Annotated in this window: 21 protein-coding genes; 9 read left to right on the top strand and 12 right to left on the bottom strand. The window is 61.3% G+C overall.

Annotated elements, in window-relative coordinates; genetic code table 11:
* Positions 1-148: 148 nt before the first annotated feature.
* The 4 genes from VB780_RS22895 to VB780_RS22880 all read right to left on the bottom strand — a co-directional run bounded on the left by VB780_RS22895 (position 149) and on the right by VB780_RS22880 (position 7,931).
* On the bottom strand, positions 149-4,312 hold the full coding sequence (locus VB780_RS22895; protein WP_323353502.1) for an EAL domain-containing protein: 4,164 nt from the start codon (positions 4,310-4,312) through the stop codon (positions 149-151).
* Positions 4,287-4,619, bottom strand: coding sequence for a CBS domain-containing protein (locus VB780_RS22890; RefSeq protein WP_323353501.1), 333 nt, complete (start codon positions 4,617-4,619; stop codon positions 4,287-4,289). The genes VB780_RS22895 and VB780_RS22890 overlap by 26 nt, the downstream gene beginning before the upstream one ends.
* A 232-nt stretch (positions 4,620-4,851) precedes the next feature.
* On the bottom strand, positions 4,852-6,225 hold the full coding sequence (locus tag VB780_RS22885; protein WP_323353500.1) for a GTP-binding protein: 1,374 nt from the start codon (positions 6,223-6,225) through the stop codon (positions 4,852-4,854).
* A gap of 41 nt (positions 6,226-6,266) precedes the next feature.
* Entirely contained in the window at positions 6,267-7,931 is a 1,665-nt protein-coding gene (locus VB780_RS22880) for a YcjF family protein (RefSeq protein WP_323353499.1), read from the bottom strand.
* A 331-nt stretch (positions 7,932-8,262) separates the two neighbouring features.
* On the opposite strand from VB780_RS22880, the gene VB780_RS22875 reads away from it, so the two are divergent.
* Entirely contained in the window at positions 8,263-10,155 is a 1,893-nt protein-coding gene (locus VB780_RS22875; RefSeq protein WP_323353498.1) for a protein kinase domain-containing protein, read from the top strand.
* Positions 10,156-10,420: 265 nt separating this feature from the next.
* Entirely contained in the window at positions 10,421-11,137 is a 717-nt protein-coding gene (gene bioD / locus VB780_RS22870) for a dethiobiotin synthase (protein WP_323353497.1), read from the top strand.
* A gap of 63 nt (positions 11,138-11,200) precedes the next feature.
* Here bioD and VB780_RS22865 read toward each other — a convergent pair whose 3' ends face one another.
* Complete coding sequence (locus VB780_RS22865) at positions 11,201-11,392, bottom strand: hypothetical protein (RefSeq protein WP_323353496.1); 192 nt, start codon at positions 11,390-11,392, stop codon at positions 11,201-11,203.
* 449 nt (positions 11,393-11,841) lie between these two features.
* Here VB780_RS22865 and VB780_RS22860 point away from each other — a divergent pair, with 449 nt between their 5' ends.
* Positions 11,842-13,857, top strand: coding sequence for a hypothetical protein (locus VB780_RS22860; RefSeq protein WP_323353495.1), 2,016 nt, complete (start codon positions 11,842-11,844; stop codon positions 13,855-13,857).
* Positions 13,858-13,947: 90 nt separating this feature from the next.
* Here the strand turns inward: VB780_RS22860 and VB780_RS22855 are convergent, their stop codons facing one another.
* Positions 13,948-14,571 (bottom strand): NUDIX hydrolase, encoded by a 624-nt coding sequence (locus VB780_RS22855; protein WP_323353494.1) that lies wholly within the window; start codon positions 14,569-14,571, stop codon positions 13,948-13,950.
* Between the two features lie 545 nt (positions 14,572-15,116).
* Here VB780_RS22855 and VB780_RS22850 point away from each other — a divergent pair.
* A complete protein-coding gene (locus VB780_RS22850; protein ID WP_190517623.1) occupies positions 15,117-15,299 on the top strand; it encodes a hypothetical protein in 183 nt (60 codons plus the stop codon).
* A gap of 201 nt (positions 15,300-15,500) precedes the next feature.
* Positions 15,501-15,764 (top strand): hypothetical protein, encoded by a 264-nt coding sequence (locus tag VB780_RS22845; protein ID WP_323353493.1) that lies wholly within the window; start codon positions 15,501-15,503, stop codon positions 15,762-15,764.
* Between the two features lie 184 nt (positions 15,765-15,948).
* Here the strand turns inward: VB780_RS22845 and VB780_RS22840 are convergent, their stop codons facing one another.
* Positions 15,949-17,232 carry a gluconeogenesis factor YvcK family protein gene (locus tag VB780_RS22840; RefSeq protein ID WP_323353492.1) on the bottom strand — a complete coding sequence of 428 codons (1,284 nt, stop codon included), beginning with the start codon at positions 17,230-17,232 and terminating at the stop codon, positions 15,949-15,951.
* Between the two features lie 427 nt (positions 17,233-17,659).
* Between VB780_RS22840 and VB780_RS22835 the strand changes: the two genes are divergently transcribed.
* From VB780_RS22835 to VB780_RS22820, 4 genes are all read left to right on the top strand, one after another.
* Positions 17,660-18,532 carry an ABC transporter ATP-binding protein gene (locus tag VB780_RS22835; protein ID WP_323353491.1) on the top strand — a complete coding sequence of 291 codons (873 nt, stop codon included), beginning with the start codon at positions 17,660-17,662 and terminating at the stop codon, positions 18,530-18,532.
* 201 nt (positions 18,533-18,733) lie between these two features.
* Entirely contained in the window at positions 18,734-19,993 is a 1,260-nt protein-coding gene (locus VB780_RS22830) for an MlaD family protein (RefSeq protein ID WP_323353490.1), read from the top strand.
* A 23-nt stretch (positions 19,994-20,016) separates the two neighbouring features.
* Positions 20,017-20,502: a nitrate reductase associated protein gene (locus tag VB780_RS22825; RefSeq protein WP_323353489.1), complete on the top strand. Its 486-nt coding sequence runs from the start codon at positions 20,017-20,019 to the stop codon at positions 20,500-20,502.
* 66 nt (positions 20,503-20,568) lie between these two features.
* Positions 20,569-21,762 (top strand): alpha/beta fold hydrolase, encoded by a 1,194-nt coding sequence (locus tag VB780_RS22820; RefSeq protein WP_323353488.1) that lies wholly within the window; start codon positions 20,569-20,571, stop codon positions 21,760-21,762.
* A gap of 91 nt (positions 21,763-21,853) precedes the next feature.
* Here the strand turns inward: VB780_RS22820 and VB780_RS22815 are convergent, their stop codons facing one another.
* The 5 genes from VB780_RS22815 to VB780_RS22795 all read right to left on the bottom strand — a co-directional run bounded on the left by VB780_RS22815 (position 21,854) and on the right by VB780_RS22795 (position 26,858).
* Positions 21,854-22,672 carry a queuosine precursor transporter gene (locus tag VB780_RS22815; protein ID WP_323353487.1) on the bottom strand — a complete coding sequence of 273 codons (819 nt, stop codon included), beginning with the start codon at positions 22,670-22,672 and terminating at the stop codon, positions 21,854-21,856.
* Between the two features lie 70 nt (positions 22,673-22,742).
* Entirely contained in the window at positions 22,743-23,750 is a 1,008-nt protein-coding gene (gene fmt, locus VB780_RS22810) for a methionyl-tRNA formyltransferase (RefSeq protein WP_323353486.1), read from the bottom strand.
* A gap of 3 nt (positions 23,751-23,753) precedes the next feature.
* Positions 23,754-24,812 (bottom strand): OmpA family protein, encoded by a 1,059-nt coding sequence (locus tag VB780_RS22805; RefSeq protein WP_323353485.1) that lies wholly within the window; start codon positions 24,810-24,812, stop codon positions 23,754-23,756.
* A gap of 70 nt (positions 24,813-24,882) precedes the next feature.
* Complete coding sequence (locus tag VB780_RS22800) at positions 24,883-26,256, bottom strand: DUF4335 domain-containing protein (RefSeq protein WP_323353484.1); 1,374 nt, start codon at positions 26,254-26,256, stop codon at positions 24,883-24,885.
* On the bottom strand, positions 26,253-26,858 hold the full coding sequence (locus VB780_RS22795; protein ID WP_323353483.1) for a DUF3038 domain-containing protein: 606 nt from the start codon (positions 26,856-26,858) through the stop codon (positions 26,253-26,255). The genes VB780_RS22800 and VB780_RS22795 overlap by 4 nt, the downstream gene beginning before the upstream one ends.
* Between the last annotated feature and the right edge of the window lie 129 nt (positions 26,859-26,987).

Here is a 26,987-nt window from a genome sequence, read left to right as displayed (position 1 = left end):
CCTAGTATAGTCACCGTTTTTAGGGGCCTATGTAGCCCTGGCTGCATAGTGCAGGGCCGCAGGGCCGCAGTGGATAGCCTGAGGATCGCCCCTGAATCCGACCGATCCCATAGCCCTAAGTTTCTTCAGGCATTAGCTTCCGGGGGGTTCAACCGTCAGGGGCTTGGGGCCAGGCGACTAGGAACCGTTCGGCCTCGGGGGCGGGCAGTGGTTTAGCAAAACAGTAGCCCTGGGCGTAGGGGCAGCCCAGCTGTCGCAGCTGCTCTAGCTGGCTCTCGGTCTCGACCCCCTCGGCGATCGCGGCCATGCCCAGACTCTGGGCCAGGGCCAAAATCGCCTGCACCATCGCCACCCCGCGCGGGTCGGCCTCCATCGCCTGAATAAAGGAGCGATCGATCTTGAGACTCTGCATCGGAAACTGATGCACCATGCTCAGCGACGAGTAGCCCGTGCCGAAGTCGTCAATGCCCAGCTGAATGCCGCGCTCTTGCAGGGCGTGGAGCATGACCTCGGCGGTCTGAGGGTTTTCGATCAGGGCGCTTTCGGTAATTTCGAGGCGCAGGTGGTGACAGCTGAGGCCGGTGGAGGCCAAAGCTTCGTCAATGGTGGCAATCAGGTGGGGGTGGGCAAACTGCTTCACCGACAGGTTGACGCTCATGATCAACTGTTGGGCCTCTGGGAGAGCCTGCCGCCACTGCTGAAGCTGCTGGCAGGCCGCTAGCTGAATCCATTCGCCGATGGCTAAAATCAGCCCGGTCTCTTCTGCCAGAGGAACAAAGGTAGTGGGCGGAATTAGCCCCCAGCGGGGGTGGTACCACCGCACCAGGGCTTCAAACCCGACGAGCTGGTGGGTGCTGAGGTCAATGATGGGCTGGTAGTGCAGGGCCAGTTCGCGGCGATCGATCGCCCGCTGGAGGTCGTTTTCGAGGGTGAGGCGGGTGGCCACCTGCTCGTACATATCGGGGTCAAACAGGGCCGATCGCCCCCGGCCATTTTCTTTAGCCCGATACATGGCGGTATCGGCGTCGCGCAAAAAGTCAACCGCCTCCACCGCCCCGGTGAGGTTGGAGGCAATGCCAACGCTGGCGCTGATAAAAATTTCGCGCCCCCCTAGCACCAGGGAGGTCTGCAGCACCTGGTGGATGCGATCGGCTACGCTCAGGGCGTCTTCTATGGCGACGATGGGGTTGAGCAAAATAGCAAACTCATCGCCGCCCAGGCGGGCCACCAGATCCCCCTCGCGCACTACCGACGTGAGGCGATGGGCGCAATCAATCAGCAGCTGGTCGCCCACCAGATGGCCCAGGCTGTCGTTGATCACCTTAAAGCGATCGAGGTCGATAAACAGCACCGCAAAAACTACGTCCTGGGAGGCTTTGGCGGCCTGCACCGCCGCGTTGAGCTGTTCCATGAAAAAAGCTCGATTGGGCGACCCGGTGAGCGGGTCGTGGAGAGCTTCGTAGGCGAGGCGCTCTTCGATCAGTTTGCGATCGGTGATGTCGGTGAGGGTGCCTACCAGGCTAGTCACGGCCCCCGAGGCGTTGTGCTGGGCCTGACCCAGCAGTTGCACAAAGCGGCGGCTGCCGTCGGGGCGCACAATGGCCCCCTCTAGATTGAGGGACTGACCCGTGCGGCTGGCGATCGCCACCTGCTGTTCCCAGTGCCGCCGATCCCCCGTTTCTAGGGCCGCCAGCTGCTGCTCCAGGGTCAGGGGGCTTTGGTGGGGGCTCAGACCGTAGATGCGAAACATTTCCTCAGACCAGGTGAGGCGTCGGGTGGGCAGGTGGAGTTCCCAGTTGCCGGTGTGGGCAATGCGCTGGGCCTCCTTGAGGCGAGCCTCGGCCCGCTGGCGATCGCGCAGTTCGCGCTGGGCCTGGGCCAGGGTTTGGGCCTGCTGCACCGCGATCGCCAGCTGAGCGGCCACGGTTTGCACCAGCTCAATGTCAGACGTTTTCCAGGGTTCGGCCTCGGAGCCCGGCCCTAGGGTGGGGCGGTGAATGCCCAGGCAGCCCCAGGGCAGGGGCTCGCTGATCGACAGCGGCACCAGTAGCCAGCAGCCGGGCAGGGCCGCCAGCAACTCGTACTCGCCCCGGTCGCAGGTGTCCTCCAGCTGTACGATATCGAGCCGTCTGAGACGGTCGGCCACCGCTGTATTGTCGTCGAGCAACCGGTGGAGCAGGCTGGGCAGGCGGTCATTGTCTCGGTATTCGGCCAGCACCCGCCAGCCACCGCTGTCGGGCTGCCGCATCTGAATATCGACATGGTCGGCCTGGAGCAGGTGGGCAATTTCGCGGGCGGCGGTCTCAAAGATGATGTCTAAGTCCAGCGATCGCCGAATTGCCTGAATCACCCGGTTGAGAGCCTGTTCGCGGCGAATCTGGTGCTCGATCTGCTCGTAGGCCCGCTTGCGGCCGGTGACATCTCGAAAGTACACCGCCAGCCCCTCCTGGGTGGGGTACACGTGAAACTCGCACCAGCTGTCGGAGTGGGCCATATATTCTTCAAAAGTGAGGCTGACCCGCTCGGCCATGGCCCGGCGCAGCTCCTTTGACAGCTGGGTGCCCAGCATCTCGGGGAACTCATACCACAGGTTTTGGCCCAGCACCCGGCAGCGCGATCGCCGTAAAACCTGCTCCGCCCGCTGGTTGAGGTAGGTAAACTGCCAGCTCTGGTCGAGGGCAAAGAACGCGTCGGTAATACTTTCGAGAATGTTGTTGATGCGCTGGTGGGAGGCCTGGAGCGCCTTCTCCGCCGCCTGGCGTTCGGCCTCTTCCTGCTTGAAATCGCTGATGTCTTGAGACACCCCAATGCTAAACAGCGGCTCGCCATCGTTGTTGCGCACCAGGCAAACTGTCAGCGTCACCCAGACAAAGCCACCCCCCTTATGGCAATAGCGCTTCTCAATAGTGAACGACTCAAGGTCTTCGGCCAGCAGGTGATTGTAGTGTTGCAGGTCGAGGTCTAAGTCGTCGGGATGGGTAATTTCCGGGAACGTTTTGCCGATCAGCTCAGCCCGGCTAAACCCCAGCATGCTGCATATGCCGGGGTTGACATCCATCAGCTGGCCCTCCAGGTTGGCCTGGCAAATGCCCACGTCAATCTGTTCAAAAATCACCCTGAAGCGGGCCTCAGCGGCGCTTAGGGTGGCCTGAATCGCCTTGCGTTCGGTGATGTCTTTGCCAACCGAGAGCAGACAGGGCTGGTCGTTGAGCTGGGTCAGCTCCGCCGATACCAGCAGGGTATGGGTCTGGCCATCGGCCAGGTGCGAGTCGATCTCAATATTCTGAATGCGGCCGCGATCGCAGATCTGGCGTCGCAGCTGGGCAAACTGGCGGCGGTTGTGCACCATGCCCAACTCCGCCGGGCGACGGCCAATAATCTCGCTGCCAGGCCGCCCTAGCCAGCGGGCATAGCTGGCATTCACCAACAGATGCTGCCCCTCCGGAAAGGTGGTCACCGCCATAGGGTCGGGGCTGTGGTGAAACAGGCTGGCAAAGGCACTCTGGGTCTGGTGCAGACAAGACTGCATGGTGTACTGCTCCCAGGTCAGCGACAGCGCCATTGAGGCCGTGCGCAGCAGCTCTACTGTGGCCGACGACCAGGGCTGGCCTGCGCTCGGGTAGCTAAACACCAAAAAGCCAAAATACTGCCCGTGGCAGCGCAGCGGCAGCACCAGGGCCGCTGCCGCCCCCAGATGGTACAGCAGCGGCTGCTCCACCGCCGCAAAACTGTCTACCCCCCCGGTGAGCATGCCCCCCCGAGAGAGCACCCCATGCCAGCGCTGGAGCTGTCCCTGGGGCAGGTTTTGCAGGGGGACAGGGTCAGCCTTTGCGGCACTGGGGTGCCACCAGGCCGTGCGCAGACTGGTCAGGGTCGTCCCCTCGCGATCTAGATGGGTTTCAAACAGAGCCGCTCCCAGGGCGGCACTGGCCAGCCCCAGCCGTTCTAAACAGTGGGTCAGCACCCGCTGCCGGTTTTGCCCCTCCAGCCCGAGCAGCTGGTGGTGAATGTAGGCCAAGATCGTCAGCCCCTGCTCTGGGGCCAGGGGGACTGCACCGTTGACGAGGACAGGGCACCACCTATCCTCGTTTGGGGCATCGGCGATCGCCCCCTCTGCCCTCTCCTGAGTCGGAGCCGATGGGGCTGAATGAGTCCTCTCGAAAGCCAGGGCTTGAGCCAGGCGCTGACGGGGCACCAGCCCGCAGAGCTGTCCCTGCTCATCGAGCACTAGCAGGTGCGATAGCTCGGCTGCTGCCATGGTCTGGGCCGCCCCTAGCAGACCGTCCTCAGGGCGCAGAGCGGGCACCGACACTATTAGGCCCAGGCTCAGGGGAGTGGCCGTGACATCGCCCCCCCGTCGCTACAGCCCTGAGCACCTCCCGCTCGGTGAACAGACCCAGCACGGTGGCTCCATCGGCCACTACCAGACAGCTCAATGCCCGATCGCGCAAAATCTGAGCCGCCGCCTGCACCGATACCTGGGGAGTAATTACTGGCGGCAGGCCATCGACTAAGTCACCCACTCGCAGATCGTCCGGACGGCCGCTGAAGTCAGCCGGGGCTGGGGCCATTTGAGAGCCATTCGCCATAGAAACGTCTGAGTTTAAACGAGTGGCCATGGCCGACATCACCCCGAGCAATAAGGTATAGCGTTGACCAAATAGCCCTCCAGAATAAATAGAGCTAGATAAAACTAGGTAAAAGCTTGGGGCTATCTACAGAGCAAACGCCCAGCGACCTAACCGGCGCGGGCAGAGGGCGGTGGGCGATTCCGGGACGGATCGCTTCGCGAATCGCCAAGGCAACGATGGTGAAATTAGGGTACCCGTTGGTGCGGCCGGGGCGACACCGCTAGCTAGGGAGGGTTGACGCCGCCACAAGATCGGCCTCAACCTCCTGGCGCAGGCGAGCTAGTGTAGCTGAGGTCTGAGTCTCGTTGAGCAGGGCAGCCAGGGTAGCGCTGACCCCCTCTGGCCCCCAGGTGCAGCCCTGCTCTAGGTAAGTTTTAGCGGCCTGGCCCACAGTATAAGCCCCGTATCCAGCGGCGCTGGCCTGGGCCGTCATCGCCCCCGCTAGGGCGGCTACCCCCGAGGCACTATCCACCAGAGTGACCAGGGCAGCGGTGGTTTTACCCGCCCCCAGCAGCCCGCTGCCCACCTCGCTCAGCAGCAGAGTGCCCGAGCTTTTCAGAATCGCCCGCCACAGCCGCCCCGCCTCATGGCCCGTAATCGGAAAGCCGTAAAGCCGCGCCAGGGTGCGAATCATCACCAGGTCAATTAGCACGCCACCCAGCAGGTCGAGCCCTGCGATCGGGTTGAGGGCCACGGCGGCGGCTTTGTATTTAGCAAACTGCCAGATGGTTTCGTCGGCGCGATCGCCGTGCAACCGGCTGACATGGCCCACCATATCGCCCTCGATCGAGCGGGCATGGCGCAGGGCGTTGAGGGCCACCAGGGCCGAACCATCTTGGCTCACAATAGCCAATAGCGCCTGACGCAGCGGCTCAATCTGAGGAGCCTGAGGTTCCCACTCGTCGCTGGTGCGACCATCGGGCCATTCTACCCGCACCTGGAGCGGGGCCGGGCTGGCGGCCACCATCACCACCTCATCCACAGCCAGTTTCGCCCCTGGGGTGTCTCGGCCCAGCTCAGTCCGCAGGCTATTGAGAGTGTCGTACACTGCCTGGCGATCGATTTCTGGATATAGATCAACTTTGTTGAATACCAGCAGCAGCGGCTTGTGCCCCCGCTGGAGTTCTGCCAGGGCATCGTACTCCAGCCGGGTGATCTCCCCCGCCACCACGAACAGAATCAAATCGGCCTGGTTGGCCACAGTCTGAGCCATATCGGCGCGAATGTCGCCCCCCACCTCATCCAGGCCAGGGGTATCCACCAGCTCGATCTGCCAGGGCAGGTCGCTGGCTACCTCGGGCTGCCAGTACACCGACCGGGGCCAGCGGGTGACCCCATGCAGCGGGCCGGTTTCGAGAATGTTTTCCCCCACCAGGGCGTTGATTACCGCCGACTTGCCCCGGCTGACCAGGCCAAACACCGCCACCCGCAGACAGCGCGACTCTAGCTTGGCGCTGAGACTTTGGAGCTGACCCAGACCCTGTTTTACCGCCGCCTGGTGGGGGTTGGCGCTGCCCTGCGCCGCTGTGGAATAGCGAGCGACGGCCTGGCTGAGGGTTTGGCGGGCGCGGGAGAGGAGGGGGGTGGGGGGCATGGGGGTGGGTGAGTGGGTGGGTAAGTGGAGAAGGAGATGGGTTAGTTGGGAGGTGGGGTGGGTTCGAGGGGGATGGCGGTGGCAGGGATGGTTTCGGCGATCGCATCGACAGCCACGGTGTCCAGATCGAGAGGGGGAGCGGTGCTGGCGGGGAGCTGGGCGGGGGCGGGTTTGAGAATGTCGATGCCTTGTTTGGCGAGGGTCTGTAGCAGGCTGAGCTGGCGGTTTTGCTGGATGGTGGTTTGCAGGCGCTGGGCGATCGCCTCCCAGGACAGATCCCTGGCGGGGGTACCGGCTAAGGCGGCCTGCTCGAAGTAGTCAACCAGGCTGAGGCCAGCCATGCGGGTGAGGTAGGCGGCGCTGAGCCCCTGCACTAGCCCGCCAGCTACATAGGTGGCGAAGTGGCTTTTGAGCACGGCGGTGAGCACCTGAGTCGAGAGTTCGACCAGGCCCAGCTTGACAGTGAGGCTGGCCAGGGTACCGGCGGCGGTTTTGGCCTCGTTGAGGGTGAGGTTAAAGCCGTAGATTTTGCCTAGATCGAGAATTAGCTGGCCGTTGATGGCGACGGTAGCCAGCAGGTCGAGGGTGGGCACGGGGTTGGCAAAGGCGGCGGCCCCGGCCACCCACTGGAGCTGGTCGATCAGCGGCAGGGCGCGATCGCGGCGCAGGCGGTTGATATCGGTTTGCACCCGTTGGCGCAGGGCCTGGCTATGGCGCAACACCGTGGCGGCCACCAGGGTTGACCGTTCGGCCACAAAGGCGCGATCGAGGGCAGCCTGGAGTCCGGCGAGCGCCGGCTCAGGCGTTTCCATGGTTTCTGTAAAGGTGCCGTCGGCCTGGTGGCGGCGCACCTTGATCGCGCGCGGGGCGGCGGCGGCGGTGACGACGGGCACCGTGGCGGGCAGGGTTGCCACCCGCTGCTGAAGCTGGGTCAAAATGGTTTCCTGGTCGGCAGCGTCGTAGTGGTCTTGCTTGTTGAAGACCAGCACCGCCCCCTGGCCAGCGATCGCGCGCTCCCGCAGCAGGGTGAGGGCGCTGTCGGTAATGTCGCCGTCGGTAATCAGCAGCAGGCCGTCGTAGTCGAGCCAATCGGGGGTGGCGGTGAGAGCAACTTCCTCAAAGTTCAGCGGCGCGTTTTCCTCACTAGATGAATCAGTTTGGGCGGTGAGCAGGGTGAGTAGGGTGGTTTTGCCGGTGCGGGGTTCGCCTGCGATCGCCACCCGCAGCGTCGGGCGATCGAGGTCTGTCCCTAAATCTTGATTTCCCTGGCGATAGGTGGTGAGCGTCTCAGAAACCTGGGCTACCTGACCGGCTAGCTCGGCTTCCTGGGCCAGGGTATCGATCAGGGCCGACAGGGTGGCCAGCTCGTTCTCAACCCGAGAGCGATCGACCACAGGGGGCGCGATGGGTTTGGGGGCCGCTGGCGTGGGCACCCCCCGCCGCCACCACCACAGACCCGAACCCAGGGCAATGGCGCTGAGCAGCGTCGAGCTATCCAGCGGGTTGATGTGGGTGCTGCCCAGCAGGGCCAGGCTGGCAGAAAGGCCCAGACCACCCACCAAAAGCGGACGTTTTAGCAGTGCTGGCAGCGCCCAACCGGGTTTGATCTTTGGGGAAAATCTTCCCTTGCTGGTGCCTGGATTTACCGAATCTGCACTGGTGGAACCTGTGGAGATGTCGTCTTGATTCGTTACCCCTAGCCCCATGGCTCGCTGCCTTCCTGTATGAGGTTGCAATTAAGCTGCGATGACGGCACCGTTGGCCATGCCGTTGCCCCTGTTCCAGCCTTGAACTGCGATCGCTGCCATCAGCATCGCGTCGGCCTACTTCGTACCCCGGGGAGCGGTCTGCTCTAGCGCCCGCTTTACTATTGTTGCAAAGGGGTTAGCATTCCTCCAGTAGGGTCTTCCTCCCCACGGGGCGTAGAGGCCCGCCCAGGGTACCCATGAAGCGGTCGGTAATCCTACTGTAAACTGGTGTAGCGATCGCTCTGGCCGACTGGCTGCCCTATTTTCAGCCCTGAATTGTTCCAAATCTATGCACCCCACCCTGATCCCTGGTACTACCCTTCAGAACCGCTACCGAGTGCTGCAAGAGCTGGGTCACGGCGGCTTTGGGCGCACCTACCTGGCTGAAGACCTGGGCCGCTTTAACGAACGCTGCGCCGTTAAGGAACTCGAACCCCAGCAGGGCGATCAGTTCTCCGACAAGGCGCTGCAGCTGTTTCAGCGCGAAGCCGCCATTCTCTACAGCATTGAGCACCCGCAAATTCCCAAGTTTCAGGCCATTTTTGAGGAAAACCAGCGCCTGTTTTTGGTGCAAGACTATATCGACGGCGTCACCTACCGCGACCTGCTCAACCAGCGCATCCAGCAGGGCATGGCCTTCTCCGAGGCCGAGGTGCGGCAGTTTTTGCAGCAGATTTTGCCGGTGCTGGCCCACATCCACAGCAAGGGCATCATTCACCGCGACATTAGCCCCGACAACGTCATGCAGCGCCGCACCGACAGCCTGCCCATGCTGATCGACTTTGGGGTGGTCAAAGAAGTGGTCACCCGCATTCAGCCGCCGGGCACCCTCAGCCAGGCCACCTCGGTGGGCAAGCTGGGCTATGCCCCCAGCGAGCAGATGCAGTCGGGCCGGGCCTACCCCAGCAGCGACCTCTATGCCCTGGCGGTGACCGCCATCGTAATGCTCACCGGCAAAGAGCCCCAGGAAATTTTTGACGACGTCAACCTCAGCTGGCACTTGCCCAACACCCTCAGCCCCGGCCTAATTCAGGTGTTGCGAAAGGCCACCAGCTACCGACCGGGCGATCGCTACCAGTCGGTGAGCGAAATGGCCCAGGCTCTCGGGGCCGTGGGCACAGCCCCTGGTACTGCCGCCGCGTCGCCGCCCTCACAAGTGCGAACGGTGGCCGTGGGACGACAGTATCAGCCAACCCAGGTCGGTGCGCCGACCCGAGCCCCCAACTACACCGCTCCGGTGCCCATTGCCGAACCCGCCACCCTGTGGGAAAACCCCTGGGCCGTGGCCGTGATTGGGGGCATTTTGGCCCTGCTGGCGGCCCTGGGCGGCTGGACACTGGTTAGTCTGCTCAACCGCACCCCGGCCCCTACCCCGGTTCCTACCCCTGAGATCACCCTCGACCCCCAGCCCGACCCGACTCCCGAGCCTACGGCTGAGCCCACCCCCGAAACCAGCCCGGTCGAGTACAGCCAAAATCTGTCGATCGCACCGGGGAGCGATCGCACCGTCAGGGGCAGCCTGCGCAGCAACGAAACCATTAACTACCGTCTCAACGCCGCCGCTGGCCAGGTGCTGCTAACCCGCATGACCGGCGAAGGGGTGTTAATTACGGTGCTCACCCCCGAGGGAGAGCCGGTCGATAGCTCGGCCCAGCGCGTGCTCAACTGGCAGGGCACCCTACCCGTCGATGGCGAATACATTGTGCAGCTGCGCCCGGTTCAAGGCCTAGAGCAGAGCGACTACGAGCTAGAGGTGAGCCTCAGCGCCCAGCCCGACCCCGAAGCCACGGCTGAGCCCGAGCCCGAGCCCAGCGTTGAGCCACCGCCTACGGTGGAGCCGCAGCCCGAGCCCGAACCGGAGCCCAACCCCGACGCCAACGTGGTTGAGCAGCGGGTGCAAATTCCGCCGGGGCAGACCAGCGTGCAGGTGTCGGGCCAGGTCAACCAAGACCGATCGCGTCGTTACATCGTCAATGCCCAGGAGGGCCAGGTGCTGGCCCTCGAGCTACCCAGCGTCAGCGGCCCAGTAACGCTGGATGTACGCTTCCCCAATGGCGAGCTGATTCCTGACGCGTCGCGGGTGCTGTCGTGGCAGGGGCAGCTGCCCAGCAGCGGCAACTACCTTGTGGATGTGTCGTCGCCCCGCCCGTCTAACTACGTGCTGACGATATCGGCAAATTAGGAGTGATATTAGAAATAGTTGAAGGTGCAGAGTTCAAGGGAGCAGCCCTAGAGGGCGTTTGAAAAGTGAGTTGCTTTAGCTTGAGTCACCGGCTGATCCCCTCTGCTCCCCTTAAAAAGGGGGGTTCAAAGTCCCCCTTTTTAGGGGGGATTTAGGGGAATCTCCACTTTTGCTACAAGAAATAAGCCTTTTCAAACATCCTCTTAGACCCTAAACCTTGCCCCCTCAACTCATTCCTTGTCCCAATTTTTTTCTAAAAGGGCATATGGTTTCTTTGAACGCGTTGCTGGTGGCCGGTACCGACACCGAAGTGGGTAAAACTGTTCTCACCAGTGCTCTATTGGCCTACTGGCAGCAGCATCGGCCAGACCAGGCCCCAGTGGTGCTGAAACCGTTTCAGTCGGGGGTAGGCGATCGCGAGCTATACCAGCGCCTCTTTTTCCCTGACACTAGCCTGGACGCCATTACGCCCCAGTACTTTGATGCGCCCCTGGCCCCACCCCTGGCCGCCGCCCTCGAGGGCCGCTCGGTGGATCTCACTTCGGCGTGGCGTTCTTTGGAAACCGCCACCCAGCAACATCCCTGGGTTGTGGTGGAAGGGCTGGGGGGGCTGGGGTCGCCAGTTACCTACGAACTCACCGTGGCGGATCTGGCGGCGGCCTGGCACCTGCCGGTGGTGCTGGTGGTGCCGGTCAGGCTGGGGGCGATCGCCCAGGCGATCGCCAACGTGGCCCTGGCGCGGCAAAACGCCATTGACCTGCGGGGCATTGTGCTCAACTGCCCTCAGCCCTGCACCCCTGAGCAGATCGATCAGTGGGCTCCAGCGGGGCTGATCGCTAGTCTGGCCCAGACTCCGGTACTGGGCACGCTGCCCTACCTGCCTACCCCAGAGTCGCCAACGGCCCTGGCGGCGGCGGCGGCGAATCTCGATTTAGAAATGCTGTCCTCAACTGCTGCACCAAACCTAGCAAAAAGCCGCTAGGAGAATTCCTCGCGGCCTGGGGTAGACGTTGCCCAGTGATTTGAGCATTAGGTTTTGAGAAAATCAGGTTTTGGGCACATATAAAGCGGCGATCGCCACCGCCTTGAGATCGAGAACAACCGTCTGAAGAGCACCCACTCGATCTTCCGGAAAACAGTCGCGACTGCCCTTTTTGCACTCAGCAACAATCTCAATGATGGGGTCTGTACCGACAGCGTCGGCAGGAGGCAAAGACGGAGGTAGTTGAAAGAACATAGCTAATCCTTTGAGTCACCCTGATGTTATGGCGGTCTGTGGTTAACTCCGCGATCGCAGGGGACTACATCTTAACGAGAAGCCCCATTGGCGGTACAAAACTCAGCCATCTTACCCGAACCTACAAGGAAAAAACTTAATACTCTCTCTAGCCTTAGAAATAATCTCAAGGCTGAACTTATAGCCGCAGCACCACCGATTAAGCCGTTTGGATGGAGCGTCTTTTCCAACAGTGCCGAGCTTGCTGGTCGCCCAGTGTCTAGGATTAGTGGCTCAGCCCTGGTTTAAGCCAGCTGGCTAACGGAATATGTCTCTAGGCCGTCAGCACGGCGCTCACTGGAAGCCACAGTCCCTTTAGCTACAATGACCAGGCAGTGCAGAGGGGCATGGCCGTGGCAATGTTTCACGCTATCAAACTGGGGGCATGGCGCCGGTGGCGATGGTTGGCCGTGGCGCTGCTAACAACTTATATCACCGTACAACTGCTCCCCTACGGCACCCTGGCCGCCGTTTCACCTCGGTCACTCCAGATTCAGTCCCCAACTGCTGCTGGCTCTAATCGGTTAGCTCAGCTCGAACAGCTACCTGGCGGCAGTGTAGCTCTGCCCAACTTTGACCCGGCGGTGAATGGGTTTCAGTTTTCTAATCAAGAGCTAACCCAGGCCATTGACATCACCCGCAACCCCCAGGCCTGGGAAGAGGTACTCACCGAGCAGCTACAACAGCTCTTTGGCACCCAGGTATGCATTGGTGGTGAGTCGGCCACCTGCGTGCTCACCGCCGCCGCCCAGAGCTGGCTGCAAACCCAGCTGGGCCGCATGAACCAGGGCCTCTCCGAGGGCATGGCCGCTGCGGTGCTCGACCTGTGGCAGCCCAGTCAGCCGCGCCTGCCCTGGTGGCAGCGCCTGGTCAATGCCCTGCTGGGTCGCACGGTGTTTGGCCTGGTGCGCACCCTGTTTGACCTGCAAACCTTCATCGCCAACCTGTTTCTCATGCAGGGGGTGACCGAGGTAGCTCAGCAGACCCAGACCGTGCGCGACACTTTTACGCCGACGCAAATTCTGCGATCGCTGCTCGATGTCTTTATCGGTGGCTCCCTTGACCCCTTCACCATGGGGGTCTATCGCCGTTTGGAGGGTGCTCTGACCGAGGGCCACAGCCTCACCCCCTACAGCGTCGAAGACCAGGGCAACGGCAAATACTGGGTCTACGTCTACGACAGCAACTATCCCGCAGGTCGTTCTAACAGCCCCACCGACCTCCACGTCGAGTTTGACACCCAGGCTGACACCTGGGCCTACCAGCCCACCGCCAGCGGCCCGGTGTTTGAGGGCGACGGCCAGAGCAAAACCCTCGATCTAACCCAGCGATCGTGGCGGCAGCCCCCGGTGGATCTGCCGCTGGCCAGTACTGGCCCCTTCACCTGCCCTTTCTGTGGCCCTGGGGCTGTGACTGAGGCCGCAACTGGGGCCGAGGACGAGATACAAGCAGCCACCGTAGACATCACTCTAATTGGAGAAGGATTGCTCACCGTCACCCCCTACGAGGAATCGGCGACCGCCGACCTCGCCCTACTGTCCCTCAGCAGTCAAGATGCCGTGGAGTTGGTGCCATTCAAAGGCGGATTGAACCGCGAGGTGCCCGCCAGCTATCGACTGCCCGCCGACCATCTGGGGCGTCCCCTCCAGGTCACCCTCACCGGGGTGAGCACGGCCCCAGGCCAGACCGCCACGCTTCAGCTCACGGGGCCAGGGTATACGGCCAACATTGAGGAACTCAGGCTTGACCCCAGCCAAACCCTCACTCTCTTTTTGGTGGCCAACGCCACTGGGCCGGAGATTACCCTGGTGGCCAACCGTGCCACTACCCTGCCCCGCCTGGCGATCAACCTCACCGATGACACCAGCGCCTACCAGTTCAACTCGTCTACCCCAGAGAGCGGATTTTCCATCACCGATCGCCAGGTGTCGAAAAGCTCTGGGTTTGAACTCAGCGGCCTCAAACTACCAGCGGGCCAGCGCGTTGCTCTAGCCGCCAAAACCGATCTCAAGCGCCTCTACTTTGCCGACGACACCCCAACTCCCAGCCAATACGCCCTCACCGTTAAAAATCGCCTGGTGATCAAAGACCGCATTCAGCTAGGGGAACGCCAGCCCGACTTCATCAACTACACCCTCGCCTACGACGAAGACATGCGGGCCAGCGGCGTGGAGATCGACGGCCAGCGCCAGGCTTTTTTTGACTACGATCCGGCCTTTATTGACCCCGCCGAGTTGCCCCGCCAGGCGCTGCTAGCGGCCTTCGATCAGCGCGATTTTCCGATCGCCATTGCCTACGAGCCGCTGTCGGTCTCGGCCACTGCGACGAGCGGCCCCAGTCCGCTGCGGCTAGTGCCCTCGGGGGCAGAGTCCGTGGGGCAGCGGGTGTTTCAGGGGGCGTTGCGCAAGGCTGACGGAAAGGGGTAGGTGTGTGGATGAGGGGATGAGCGAGATGAGGGAGGGACGGGGGCGTGTATTATCCATCAGTTATTGCTCACCAACACCAGCCATTGCCCATCAGTCGAAGTGGGGTAGGAGCGTGGGATTGTTGAGGCAGTCAAAGCAGCGCTGGAGCTGGCCGGGGCTGGTGCGACCGGGGGAGAGGGGTGGCCGCTCGTCGGGGCCGAAAAAATTCATGGCGGTGGTTTCGTAGCTAGGGGTGGGCTGACCGCCGGTAATTTCGCAGCGAAAGAAGAGCTTATAGCTGTGGAACGGGGCGGGGGGATGGCCATGGAGCGGGTTGGCGCGATCGTACACGGCCAGCAGCTGGGTGGCCTTAGCCTGGTAGCCTGACTCTTCAAAGATCTCTCGCTCGATCGCCTGGCTGGGGGAGTCGCCAATGTCGGCCCAGCCGCCGGGCAGCGCCCAAAGGCCGTCGGAACTCTCCTGCACGAGCAAAATTTTGCCGCCTCGAAAGACGGCCCCCCGGACTTCGACTTTGGGGGTGGCGTGGCCAACATCCTGCCGCAGCAGATCGGCGATGGTGGCGGGGTCGGCCTCGGCCTGGGCGGCGAGCATGGCCACGGCAATCTGATGCAGCTGCTCGTAGCGCGCTGCGTCAAAGGGGTGATTTTTGTAGGTCAGCCCGGTTTGGGCGATGCCCTGAAGCTGTTGAATCCAAGTGAGCCACGGTGAAGTCATAGGAAGAAACTATAGGTCGTTAAACTAAGGCCACCCAAATTTTAGGGCTCGGCTCTAAGCCTGGCGCTTGAACCCCCAGGTTTATTGGAATGTTCACGGGACTGAAGCGAGCCATACGCTCCTGGGGCGGCCCCACCGGGCTCAAACGGTGGGCAGGAATGGTACTGACTCGGTTTCAGGTAGCATCAAACTCGATGGGATCAGTGAAGAACCAGAGTGAATTGAGAAAAACCGGCATAAGCCATGAGTATTTGTACCGCCTTCTCAGGGATTATCCTGAACTGATAGAACATTCATAAAACTTTAGTTAATCTTCCTTTGACGGCAAAAAATATGTGGTGTGGAGATCGATAAACGATAAATCAAGGGATTGACCAGCCAATTAGAGGGAGCGATCGCTTTGTAACATCTGGCAACACGGCTCCTCTGCAACAAAGCCTTAGATTACTTAATAAAATTCTCATGAAGGCAATGATAGGATTTCCTCAAGTAAGCCATAAGCTTTTCTTACCATTGCTGGTCGCTGTTTTCTGGAGAGCATAGTCATGTCTACTAACCCCGTTGGAATTAAGCCCGAAACCCGGAATCACAAGGGCTTTTTTGTGCAAGATGCAGATTACGAATTGGTCAGTATCGAAGCCTCTGGTTGGGCTCTCATTTGCGTAGATGATGCCGTTTGCCACTACGTCGACCCCGACAATCTGCTGATACAGAACCTTGACGCTTAAGATAACTTCAGGCCAGCTACCTGCCTTAGTCAACGCAAATTTTGTATCAATCAGTTAATCATTTCAGTCTTTTTGGTAGGCTGCTCTAGTCCATAGAGCAGCCTATTTTACGTTAGGCGCGAGGCTGGCGGCAACAACAGCGCGCCCGTATCACCTCTCTCTATGTCTCTCCTTTGTCCAAGGCTTTTTATTCTGACACCCATGAAACAAACGCCCATTACACAACGCATCTCTAGCCTGATTAGCTGGGTACTGGTGGCCGACCTGGGCCTGGTGTTGCTCAGCCTGGGCTGGTTTTTGGTGGCCGTACTGGGGCGCAGCATGAACCTCGACCTGGGGCTAGACCTCTGGTACTCGCTGTGGAACCCGCTGATTATGCCCGCTCTCAGCGTGCTGATGGCCGGGGCGATCGCCAGCGGCATCGTCGGCTGGGTTGGCCGCCAGTTTAATACCGATCCTTCTTAGGGCGTGTCATTAATTCTGGCCATAATCCTTATCCCATCAGCGTTGCCACGCCCGACCCAAAAAAACAGGTTAGGGGCTGTAACCGTTGATTCTTGGGCCATCAGCAGTTAATTGATGACAGCCCCTAGGAACTACAGGTTCGAGGTTCAAGATATAAGGGTGCGACCCTAACCCTGCCCCCCCTTCACCACAGCCGCTGGGTGCGGGTATACCACCGCAGCAGCACCCGCGCCAGCCGCTCGCTGTGGTGGCGCACCGTCAAATCTTCGCGCTCTTCCATCACGTTGGCGGCAATGATGCGGCGGCCCGAGTCGAGAATGGCGGCGCGATCGAGCAGTACCGGCCCCACCCCCGCCTTGGCATAGTGACTAATCACCGCATCGGAGGGCATCACCTTCTGCACCAGCACCGCATCGAATAGGTAGCAGCCGCAGGCCGAGTCGATCGCCCGAATGTGGTCAGACACCGAGAAGCCATCGGTCTCGCCCGGCTCGGTCATGATGTTGCAGATATAGATGCGAGGCACCTGCCGCGCGGCGATCGCTTTCACCAGATCGGGCACCAGCAGATTAGGAATAATGCTGGTGTAGAGGCTGCCGGGGCCAATCACAATGTAGTCGGCCTCTTCGATCGCCTTGATCGCCTTGGCCAGCGGCGGCGGGTTGGGGGGCAGGCAGCCAATATGCACAATCCGGCCCCGCGCCTCGGTAATTTTTGACTCGCCGACAATGCGGCGGCCATCGCTGAGTTCGGCCCACAGCTGCACATCCACCGAGGTCGAGGGCAGCACCTGGCCCCGCACCGCCAGCACTTTGGAACTAGCGGCGATCGCCTGCTCCAGATCCCCCGTGATCTCGTTCATGGCGGTCAAAAACAGGTTGCCAAAGCTGTGGCCCACCAGGCCGCTGCCCGACTCAAACCGATACTGAAACAGCTCCGTCAGCAGCTTTTCTTCGTCGGCCAGGGCTGCTAGGCAGTTGCGAATATCTCCCGGCGGTAGCACCCCCATCTCGCGCCGCAGCCGCCCCGACGAGCCGCCATCGTCGGCCACCGTCACAATAGCCGTAATGTTGGAGCTGTAACGCTTCATGCCCCGCAGCAGGTTAGACAGCCCCGTTCCGCCGCCCACCACCACGATCTTTGGCCCCCGCGACAGCCGCCGCTGGGCCAGCAGGGCATCGAGCAGGTCTTCCTCATTCCCTGGAATTAGCACATCGGTGATGGCCCCTACCGTGCGGCTCTGGCCCCAAAAGATAAGCCCCAGGCCCAGCAGGATGCCCAATGGCCCGCTGACATAGTTGGGCACGTAGGTGGTAAACGCTCGCAGCGCAGCGCCCAGCAGCCGCCCCGTATAAAATACCGGGGTTAGCTTGAGCCAAATCATCATCCCCACGCCCACCGTCAGCACGCCCGCCATGCTTAAAAATAGCCAGCGTTTTACCATCAGCCCAGGCGCTAGCCACCACATGAGTCGATTCACCCTCCGTGGCGGGGCCAGGGTCAGGGTCTCTCGTCTGACCTGACGAAACAGTCTGGTCAGGGCCGTATAAAAAGATTTTAGGAACATGAAAGGAGGTCGATAGCGATCTGACCAACCTGAGCGGCGGTTTGCAACGAGCAGTAAGGCTGTAGCCGATCGAGCTGTCTTACCTAGCCCAAGCGATCGCCCAGCCTCAGCAATGTTCCCGCGAGCGGACAAACTTGCCCAGGCGTTTCAAACAGCCTTTGATAGGATTGAGCACCAGCGCCTTCGATTTTAGCGGCTATTTGATAGAGTCAAGGCATGGATATGCCCCGGTGGCTGTTAATGGTTGGTAAACCCAGCCGCGCAGCTCAGATAAACCTAGGCAGCCAGACTGCTGAGCAGACACGGGTTACTCCCATCGGTAAGGTCTATGGCCGACTTCCAAGATCCCAGTATTATCCAGGGGCAGACTACCGCGGCCCTAGACTCCCACCTTGCCCCCCGACCAGCCTCGGGCAACTGCGATCGCGAGGTATTACTAGAGCTGAAGGGCATCTCAAAGCAGTTTGGCGACAATCAGGTGCTCGACAACATCGATCTCACCCTGTACCGGGGCGAAGCGGTGGCGATCATTGGCCCCTCAGGTACCGGCAAGTCTACTATCTTAAGAATCATTGCTGGGCTTTTGTCTCCCGACGCGGGCGAGGTCTACGTGCAGGGGCAGCGCCGCGAGGGGCTGATCGAAGATTCCCCAGACCCGGTGGGCATTGGCATGGTGTTTCAGCAGGCGGCACTGTTTGACTCCCTCAGTGTGGAAGAGAATGTGGGGTTTTTGCTCTATCAGCACTCTCGACTGCCCGCCCAACAGATTCGCCAGATAGTCGATGATGTGCTCGACATGGTGGGGCTGCCGGGTACGGGCAACCGCTTTCCAGCGGAGCTGTCGGGGGGCATGCGCAAGCGGGTCAGCTTTGCCCGAGCCATTGTCTCTAACCCCGAAAATCCGCAGGATCGACCGGCACTGCTGCTCTATGACGAACCCACGGCGGGCCTTGACCCGATCGCCTCCACGGTGATCGAAGACCTGATTCGCGCCATTCAGCGCAACAATGGCTGTAGCTCGTACCTCATCGTCACCCATCAAGACAGCACCATTCGCCGCACCGCCGACCGGGTAATTTTTTTGCATCGGGGCAGAATTCAGTGGCAGGGGCCCGTCACGGCGGTAGATGAAACCGACAACCCCTTTGTGCGACAGTTCTTTAGCGGTCGGGTCGAGGGGCCGATTCAGATGGTGCAGTAGGCCTAGCTTGGCCAGCGCCATCAATAAAAATACCCCAACTAAAAACCATCTTTTCTCAGGACGCGAACTCGGCCCGCTGGGCTGGTCGCGGTAAGATCGCGGATAAGTTTTAGCTGAAGCACTCTCACCTCGGTCAGGTCGGGCTGATTCGGTAGAGAATGGGTTGTGAGTAAGCCGTTGAGCGGTTAGATAAGAGGCACCATGCGGGCAAGGGCAATTCGAGAAGGATCGGTGGGGCTGCTCATTCTCATGGCGGTGGGGTTGTTCGCCGGGCTGGTGCTGTGGCTGCGGGGGCTCAACCCCGGCAGCCGCAGCTACCGGGCCACCATTGTGTTTGACAACACCCTGGGCATGCAGGAAGGCACCAACGTGCGCTATCGCGGGGTACCCGTGGGGCGGGTGCTGAGCATTGCGCCCACCGCCAACGCCGTGGATGTGGCGGTGGAAATTGGTCGTAGCGATCTGCGCATTCCCCGCGACGCCTCTATTTTTGTCAACCAGTCGGGGCTGATTGGTGACACCACCATCGACATTACCCCCCAGCGGCTGCTGAGCGAACAGGAACTAGCCGTTGACCCGACGGGGGAGGGCTGCCCTGGCCAGGCGATTATCTGTGACGGCGATCGCCTAGACGGCCAGGTGGGAGCCAGCTACGAGTCGCTGATTCGCTCGGCGGAGGAGCTGGCCAATACCTTTGCCGATCCAGAGCTGGTTGCCGACCTCAAAGTTACCCTCGACAACGCCACCACCCTGACCGAGAGCGCCAGCCTGCTGTCTGCGGAGCTGATTGTTTTGTCGCGGCAGTTGCAGACCGACCTGGGGCCGCTAATGGCCTCGGCCAACCGCGCTACCGACAACGTTGGCAGGGCGGCCGCCCAGTTTGAAATTACCGGCACCGAGGTCAATCGTCTGGTGGTCAGCAACCGGGGCACCCTGGTAAACACCCTCACCAATCTCGATCGCAGCGCCGCCGAAATTCAGGCCATTACCACTACCCTGAGCCCGGCCCTTCAGCAGAGCGAGTTTATTGCCAACCTCGACCGTCTCTCCGCCGATGCCGCCCTGGCCGCCGCCGACATTCGCTCGATTACGGGCACCTTTAACAATGATGAAAATCTGGTCATGCTCCAGCAAACCCTGGACTCGGCTCGCAGCGTCTTTCAAAGCGCCAACAAAGTGCTGGCCGACGTGGATGAGCTAACCGGCGACCCAGAGATTCGCCGCAACATTCGCGATTTGATCAACGGGCTCAGCGGCCTGGTGTCGCTGACCAATCAGCTTGAACAGGCCAGCCAGGTGGCCGGATCGCTCACCCCCAACCCTGGCGAGCAGGTCGAGCGGGTCACCTTTACCCCTATTCCAGCTCCACCACCGCCAACTGGAGCTGGCTCTACCCCGGTGACCATTACCCACCAGGGGCAGACCTATCGGCTCGACGTGCATTCAATTCAGCCTCGCTAGGATCATTTTTGCCCCAACCTCCTATGACCCAGGTCAACACATCCTTAGAAGCCAACGATTTCTTTCAGTTTGAGGCTGACTTTGTCGAGTCGCTGCGCTGCATTCCCATGCAGGTGCGCCTCAAGCTCGACACCTGCGGCGTCAAGCTCAAGCTGGAGCACTGGCACCGGTTTAGCGAGGCCGAACGCGATCGCCTCACTCAGCTTCAGTGCAGCGATCGCGATGCCACCGTAGCCTATACCGCCTACGTGCAGGCTCTAGTGCACCGCGTCCAGGGCACCCCCGCCTCAACCCTGGCCATCGACCCCGATCCTCCTTGGCACAACGGCAATGCCGTCCCCACAGATGTGCAGACCCAAGCGCAGGCGATCGGGGCTGAGATTGGGCTAGAGCAGTGGCGATCGCTGCGCCCCCTGCAACGCTTTGCCCTGCTCAAGCTCAGCCGCCCCAGCCACGAAAACCGCAATTTTTATCCTGCCCTGGTGGAATTTGGGCTAGTGTCGCTGTAGCAACCGGAGGAGACAGCATTAGTCTTCCGGCGGTAGTTACGACATAATCCTCATCCCCCTAGGCCCATGGTCACCCTGCAAACCAGCCCCACTGCTCCGACTCACGATCAGCTCCAGGCTACGCGGCAGCGCATTGAGACCTACGTACAAACGATTGCCGCCCGTCCCGACCGGCGAGACGGCGCTTTTCCCTACTACCTGTTTCACGAGGCCAATACCCCAATTAAAGGCACCGTCTTGATGTTCCACGGGTTTAGTGCCAAACCCCACCAGATGTCGCGCCTGGCCGACTATCTGTTTCGCAACGGCTTCAATGTGTATCAGGCCACCCTGGCGGGCCATGCCTATGTCAATCCTGACCAAAACTGGCCCCAGGTTGATCTCAAACCCGAGATTCTAGTGCCTCTGCGGGAAAAAGTTAATGCCGACCCGGTGCTGCAACATTTTCTCGCCAACTTGGCGGCCTCTGGCGAGGGTGCTACCACCCCTTCTCCCGTACAAATGGTTGGGCTAATGGCCCGCCTCAGCAAGCTAGAACCCCGCCTGCTGGATATTATTGCTGCGATCGAGCGCGACGACGACCCCGACTTTGACCGCTATTTTGTGTCGTCTCACCTGGCCTACCTGAGCGATGCCCAGGCTCGTCTAGACGAGCTAGAGGCGTTGCCTGGCCCCGTCTACACCGTGGGCCTATCGGTCGGTGGAGCCGTGGCCCTGGCCCTGGGGGCCAAAAACCCCCAGCGTGTGGCCAAAGTGGTGGCCTTTGCGCCGCTGCTAGAGGTGTATGGCGGCGCAACCCGCGAGCGCTACATCAACCTGGCTGGCCCCCTGGATGTCAAAGAATTTGGCTGGGACGAACTGCGGTTTCCGCTGGGCTGTTTTACCGCTGCCAATCGGTTTGGCGCGTTTGTGCAAAGCAAAGACAACGTCGCGGCCCTGCGCCCCCAGCCCACGCTGATGATGTTGACCGAAAACGAAGACGCCGCTGACCTACAAACCAACCAAAAATTCGCGCAGTCTCTCAGTCAGGCCTCACTGTTCAAGCGCTACGACAACCACTACCTGTACACCTTCCCCAGCGAGGCTCTGGTGCCCCACCCCATGGTTGACCCGCTAGAAGTCAGCCAAAACATGAGCAACGAATACTGGAAGCCCATGTACCAGGAGGTGTTTCGCTTTTTAACCCAAACCGAGTTCGACAGCGGCAGTCTAGAACAGATCGACGAAGTCTCCGGTTTACCGCCAGTACCGCAGATTTAGCTGTCAACCCTTGAACTTTATCCGACTGGTATTTGCAGGACTTTAGGCAGGGGCAAGATTGATCAATCAGTTCGTCCTCGCTTTGATTCGGTCAATCTTGCCCTCGACTGACTAGGTTAGGGGATTTTGGATTGGCGAGGGGGGATTCTAGCCCAAGATACTCCGACAGCCAAAATACGCAGAGGTAAAACGGCCCCGTATCGAGCAGGGCGGCTATCAGCTTAAACGTGTAGCCGTAGCCCATAAAGCGAATCAGCTGGGGCCACAGTTCCTGGCCTGCATCGATGGGGAGCGCCCCAGCGAGAAAGTGGGTAATTAGCACTACGGTGATGGTATCGACCAGCTGGCTAACCAGGGTGGAGCCATTGTTGCGCAGCCACAGGTGCTTGCCGTTGGTCAGCTCTTTCCAAAAGTGAAACAGGTAGACATCGACAAACTGAGCCGTCAGGTAGGCCAGCATGGAGGCGGTGACGGCCCCAAAGGTGAGGTTGCGAATTTCAAAGAACACCGGCAGTCGCCCGGCGGCATCGCGCAATAGCTGGCCGGTAGCTGGGTCGGTGGCCTCAAGCCCCGGCAGCACACCCCCTAGCCAGACAATGAAGAGCACCCACAGATTGAGCAATAGCCCCACCCAAACCACCTGGTTGGCCCGCTCTTTGCCGTAGAGTTCTGAGATCAGGTCGGTGCAGAGAAAGGTCAGGGGATACGGCAGCACACCCACGGCCACCGTGACGGCAAAATCGCCCCAGGTAAAGATATTGACAAATCGGCTAATGCCGAGAATGTTGAGCATCCCCAGGGTGCCGAGGAATAGCCCCCCCAGCACCAAAAACACCACTTCGCGGCGGGTTTGCAGATACTCTGGCACCGGGCCGTAGAGCGGCGTAGAGGCTGAAGGCTCTGGTTTCATCGGCGATTTATCTCTGCGGAAAGGATGACCCAAATTCTTCTAGCTTACCAACCGAGTTTGGAGCGGTTATCTAGCCGAGGGATTCCCCGATTTGCAGACGGCTGCCGTTGACGAAATCGGCCCCTCCCTGGGCCTGCTTGCCGCTGGGTTTGACCTGACGCAGCAGCAGCAGCCCGTCGCCGGTCTGCACCAGGGGGCCTTGGCCCTTGAGCAATCCCACAATGGTGCCGGGGGTCGGATTTTGCTGGGCGGAGGCTGCGATCGCCCCCTCCACCGCCTCCCGCATAGCCACCAGTTCAGAGGGCAGTTCTGCCCAGTAGGGCTCTCCCAGGGGAACCGTGGCCATGACCTTGAGCGGCTGCCCGCGAAAGGGGGTGACGCAGTTGGGATAGAAGCCGCGCACCTGGTTGTGGACTGCGATCGCGGCCTTCCCCCAGTGCAGCTCAAAATCGTCTTTTTGAATCAGCGGTGCGTAGGTGGCCAGAGCCTCATCCTGGGGCACTGGGCTGAGCACCTCAGCTGCCAGGCCGTGCAGGGTTTCCACCAGCAGATCGGCGCACTGGTAAGCCAGGGCCGTCGCCACCTCTCCAGCGGTATCGAGCAGGCCGATGGGCAGGGATGACTTGAGCAGCATGTCGCCGGTATCCATGCCCAGGTTCATCAGCATGGTGGTCATACCGGTGACGGTGTCGCCGTTGACGATGCACCACTGAATCGGAGCGGCGCCCCGGTAGGCGGGCAGCAGCGAGCCGTGGCCGTTGATGCAGCCCAGCCGAGGCATATCGAGAATGCGCTGGGAGAGCAACTGCCCGTAGGCCACCACCACAAAGGCATCGGCCTGGATGTCTTCTAGAGCAGTGAGGGTGGCTTCATCTTTTTTGATGCGGGTGGGTTGCAGGACGGGACAGTTGGCCTGGAGCGCGACCTGCTTTACGGGCGAAGCATCTACCTGGCTACCCCGGCCTCGGCGGCGATCGGGCTGGGTGACAACGGCAGCTACCTCAAACCCCGGCTCGGCCAGCAATCGATGGAGGCTGGGCACGGCGAACTGAGGGGTGCCAAAAAAGACTAGTCGCATGGGTTAGCTACCTGGCACAATGCCAATTTCGATCCGCTGGTTGCGCTGCTGGTCGGCGGCGGTGGTGCCCGCCGTGGTGGGCCGGGTCTGGCCATAGCCCACTGGCACCCAGCGAATGCCGTTCCCCTCTAGCTGGGGGCCCAGATACTGCTGCACTGCTATCGCCTGCTGTAGGGTGAGCTGGCTGGCCAGATCGGGGGATGCCGCACCGTCGGTGTGGCTGCCTACCAGTAGCGTTGCGGCCCCGTAGCGGCGCAGGTCGGAGGCAATGCTGTCGAGCAGCTGCTGGCCAGCGGCGGTCAAGGTACTGCCGCCTAGCTCAAACAGCAGGGCACTGGGCAAGATGACGCGATCGCGCACCAGCGGAAAGCGCGGTTCCTGGTAGGGCACCCGAGCCGCTGAGGCTGTCTTTGGCGATGGCTCAACTGTGGGTGTCTCTGGTTCAGCAGTTTCAGGGGTTTCACGGGCTGCATCACCGCTGGCCCGATTATCGCGGGTACCAAGGCGCTGATCGAGGCGCTGCAAGCGATCTTCGAGCGTCCCCGTGGGTACTCCCCCCACGGTGGTTTCTAGCTCGGCCAGGCGGGTATTGAGGCTGGCAAGGTCTTGGCGCAGGGCGGTGAGGTCGGTCTGAATGCGATCGCGCTCCTCGTCCGGCACAGGCGGCTCAGCCTCCGGTGCAGCTACAACGCCAGAAGCTGCTGACGAAGAAGCATCCAGCGCTGGTGCTACTTCATCGACAACCCCATCAACCGGCCCATCGCCCTGCCACCAACGGGGCAGCTGCCGCAGTTTGCGCTGGGTCTGACTGCCCTGACGCAGGATCACCTCCGTCAGCGGTGGCTCTGGATTGCGGGCGGGCCACGCCTGGGCCACCACCATGCCAACCAGCCAGCCCAGGCTGACGCCAGCACCCAGCATAATTAGGCGCACCACCAGAGTCCACAGCGCGTGCAGCCCTGCCCAACGGCGGGGCTTGGGTGCAGGCGGCGGCACTACCGGGTGGGGAGACACCGAAGCGGGGTCTGAGGGCAACGGTGGCAGATCGGGGGAATCAGCCATGGTGCAGTGGGGCTAGAAACATCGGGCTAGCATCATAGGGGCATCGACAGCGCTAGGGAGGGATCTCAGCCTACTGGGGCCAGCCATCCCAGGGGTTAACCTCTAGCACACCGCTCTCGGTAAACACCACCTGAAAGTCAGCCTGAGCGTCTGTGCTGTCGGCGGCGGTAACCAGGCTGGGTAACGGGGTCTCGGTCGCCAACAGACCAGCAGCAGCGTTGACGGGCTCGTAGCCCACCACCTCACCCGCCTCGGTCAGGCGCACCCGAAACCGCAGGGCTTCGCTAGCCGAGAGGGGCTCTAGCTCAGCCAAGATGCTGTCGTAGAGATTGCTGTTGAGTTCGCGAATGCGATCGCCATCGGTCACCTTCTGCTCCAGAAGCGGCAGCTCGGCGGCATTGGCCTCGGTGGGAGCCTCGGTGGGCTCTACCACCACCTCACCGTCGGGGGTAAAGGTAGCGATAAACTGCGCCACTCGCTCCTGTACTGGTTCCGCACCTGCCACTGGCACAAAGGCGAGTTCGGGCAGCGGAGTGTTATCGACCTCCTCCAGGGCTAGGTCGTTCTCGTATCGGTACCCCAAAATATCGCCGTTTTCGGAAATCGCCATGCGATAGGCCAGATCGCCACTGGGACGGGGCGCATCGGCCCAGGCCTCCTGCAACCGCTGGGTCACGTCAGACTGCAACAGGGCAATGGTGGCCGCGTCGGTAATCACTGGGGCACCCTCCAGACGGTCTAGGCCGTCGCCATCAGGAGCCACCGCCACGCTACTGTCACCGTCGGCAGTGGGGGGATCCCCCGGCACTGCGCTGGCTGCTGCCGGGGCCGAGGCCTCAGACTCTGGGCGGCTGGGCTCAAACTCGGGCGGGGGCACAAAGAACAGCGCCAGTCCGGCGGCAGCCAGGGCCGCCGCTCCCAGGGCCGCAGGGGCCGCCCGCTTTGTCATGGGTTCGCTGGGCCGCACCAGCCGCCGCGACACCGCCTGAAACTGGGCCTTCATATCGGGCAGGGTTTGGCTATCGGCCAGCAGCTGATCGACCGCTTCCATCAGGTCGTAGAACTGCACCGTGGTGAGCTGGATATCTAACGGCGGCAGCGCGTTGAGGTCGCTGACGGGCTCGCCCAAGGGCTGCTGATGCACAATCAGGTGGTGGTGGTAGGGGAGATCCCCCGGTTTGATCTCCACCAGGGGTGGTGCTGCCCCCGTTGCCCTGGGGTAGGGCACGCCGCTGAGCAACTGCTGGCCGTAGCGACTCACAGCGGCCACTAGACTGTCTAAAAATTCGCGCCCCCCAGCGAGGGTGGCATCGGTGGCACCGGGCAGGTGGCACTCAGCGTTCATCAGCACCGCCAGGGGCGACAGGGGGTCGTTGGCGTCAGCGCTGAGCCCTTCTAAAACCAGGTTGCAGTGGGGCAGGGTGTATTGCCGTTGAACGGTCATGATACTTCTCCGTCAAACAGGCTATTCCACAGGCGTTGGGGGCCGAGCACCCCAGCGCACAGCAGCAGTTCTTGCAAAAGCTCAAGGGCCAGCTCGTCGAGCTTTTCGTCGGTGCTGTAGGCAATCACTCCAGCCCGGCGCGGGTTCATGCGGGCGCGAAAGTGGCTGCGAAAGCGGCTCAGATAGTCGGCCAAACGAAAGTGGTGCTCGGGGGAAAGCTGCTTATCGGCCAGCTGTTGATAGCCCACTAGCAGCTGGCGCACCAGCACCGTTAGCCGCCGCGCCAGGGCGCAAATAATAATCACTAGCGCCTTAGCCTCTTCAATGTCGAGGGGACGGCGCTGACTGTAGCGCCGCATGGGGTTGGTGCCCCGCAGCAGCCACAGGTGCACCCGCCCCTTCACCAGCCCCTCTAGGGCCAGTTCGCGGGAGGTGGCCAACATGGCTTCACCGCCCCCCAGGTCAAGGGCTTCAATGGCCAGCAGCAGCAGGTCGATCTGAATGCGCGCCCGACGAGGACATTCGTCGCTGGGCAGCCCTGGGTTGGTAAGGGTGTCGAGCACCATGGGCAACTGAGGAGCGGGCAGGCTATCTACTGGCATTCAGCTTTAGGGTTAATACGAACAGCATTCTATCAAAACACAGTCAGGTGCCGCCCGTCCGGAGAGATTGCCGAACTACGGACATCAAAATGAGCGTTTATGGTAATCCATCATGGGGGCGGGGGAACC

The sequence above is a fragment of the Leptolyngbya sp. CCNP1308 genome, assembly GCF_034932455.1.
GTDB lineage: Bacteria > Cyanobacteriota > Cyanobacteriia > Phormidesmidales > Phormidesmidaceae > Nodosilinea.
This window is presented reverse-complemented; position numbering and strand designations above follow the sequence as displayed.

Coding starts and splice junctions, on each gene's coding strand:
- VB780_RS22890 (WP_323353501.1), bottom strand. CDS start 4,619: ATGGCCACTCGTTTAAACTCAGACGTTTCTATGGCGAATGGCTCTCAA.
- VB780_RS22885 (WP_323353500.1), bottom strand. CDS start 6,225: ATGCCCCCCACCCCCCTCCTCTCCCGCGCCCGCCAAACCCTCAGCCAG.
- VB780_RS22880 (WP_323353499.1), bottom strand. CDS start 7,931: ATGGGGCTAGGGGTAACGAATCAAGACGACATCTCCACAGGTTCCACC.
- VB780_RS22875 (WP_323353498.1), top strand. CDS start 8,263: ATGCACCCCACCCTGATCCCTGGTACTACCCTTCAGAACCGCTACCGA.
- bioD (WP_323353497.1), top strand. CDS start 10,421: ATGGTTTCTTTGAACGCGTTGCTGGTGGCCGGTACCGACACCGAAGTG.
- VB780_RS22865 (WP_323353496.1), bottom strand. CDS start 11,392: ATGTTCTTTCAACTACCTCCGTCTTTGCCTCCTGCCGACGCTGTCGGT.
- VB780_RS22855 (WP_323353494.1), bottom strand. CDS start 14,571: ATGACTTCACCGTGGCTCACTTGGATTCAACAGCTTCAGGGCATCGCC.
- VB780_RS22850 (WP_190517623.1), top strand. CDS start 15,117: ATGTCTACTAACCCCGTTGGAATTAAGCCCGAAACCCGGAATCACAAG.
- VB780_RS22845 (WP_323353493.1), top strand. CDS start 15,501: ATGAAACAAACGCCCATTACACAACGCATCTCTAGCCTGATTAGCTGG.
- VB780_RS22840 (WP_323353492.1), bottom strand. CDS start 17,232: ATGTGGTGGCTAGCGCCTGGGCTGATGGTAAAACGCTGGCTATTTTTA.
- VB780_RS22835 (WP_323353491.1), top strand. CDS start 17,660: ATGGCCGACTTCCAAGATCCCAGTATTATCCAGGGGCAGACTACCGCG.
- VB780_RS22830 (WP_323353490.1), top strand. CDS start 18,734: ATGCGGGCAAGGGCAATTCGAGAAGGATCGGTGGGGCTGCTCATTCTC.
- VB780_RS22825 (WP_323353489.1), top strand. CDS start 20,017: ATGACCCAGGTCAACACATCCTTAGAAGCCAACGATTTCTTTCAGTTT.
- VB780_RS22820 (WP_323353488.1), top strand. CDS start 20,569: ATGGTCACCCTGCAAACCAGCCCCACTGCTCCGACTCACGATCAGCTC.
- VB780_RS22815 (WP_323353487.1), bottom strand. CDS start 22,672: ATGAAACCAGAGCCTTCAGCCTCTACGCCGCTCTACGGCCCGGTGCCA.
- fmt (WP_323353486.1), bottom strand. CDS start 23,750: ATGCGACTAGTCTTTTTTGGCACCCCTCAGTTCGCCGTGCCCAGCCTC.
- VB780_RS22805 (WP_323353485.1), bottom strand. CDS start 24,812: ATGGCTGATTCCCCCGATCTGCCACCGTTGCCCTCAGACCCCGCTTCG.
- VB780_RS22800 (WP_323353484.1), bottom strand. CDS start 26,256: ATGACCGTTCAACGGCAATACACCCTGCCCCACTGCAACCTGGTTTTA.
- VB780_RS22795 (WP_323353483.1), bottom strand. CDS start 26,858: ATGCCAGTAGATAGCCTGCCCGCTCCTCAGTTGCCCATGGTGCTCGAC.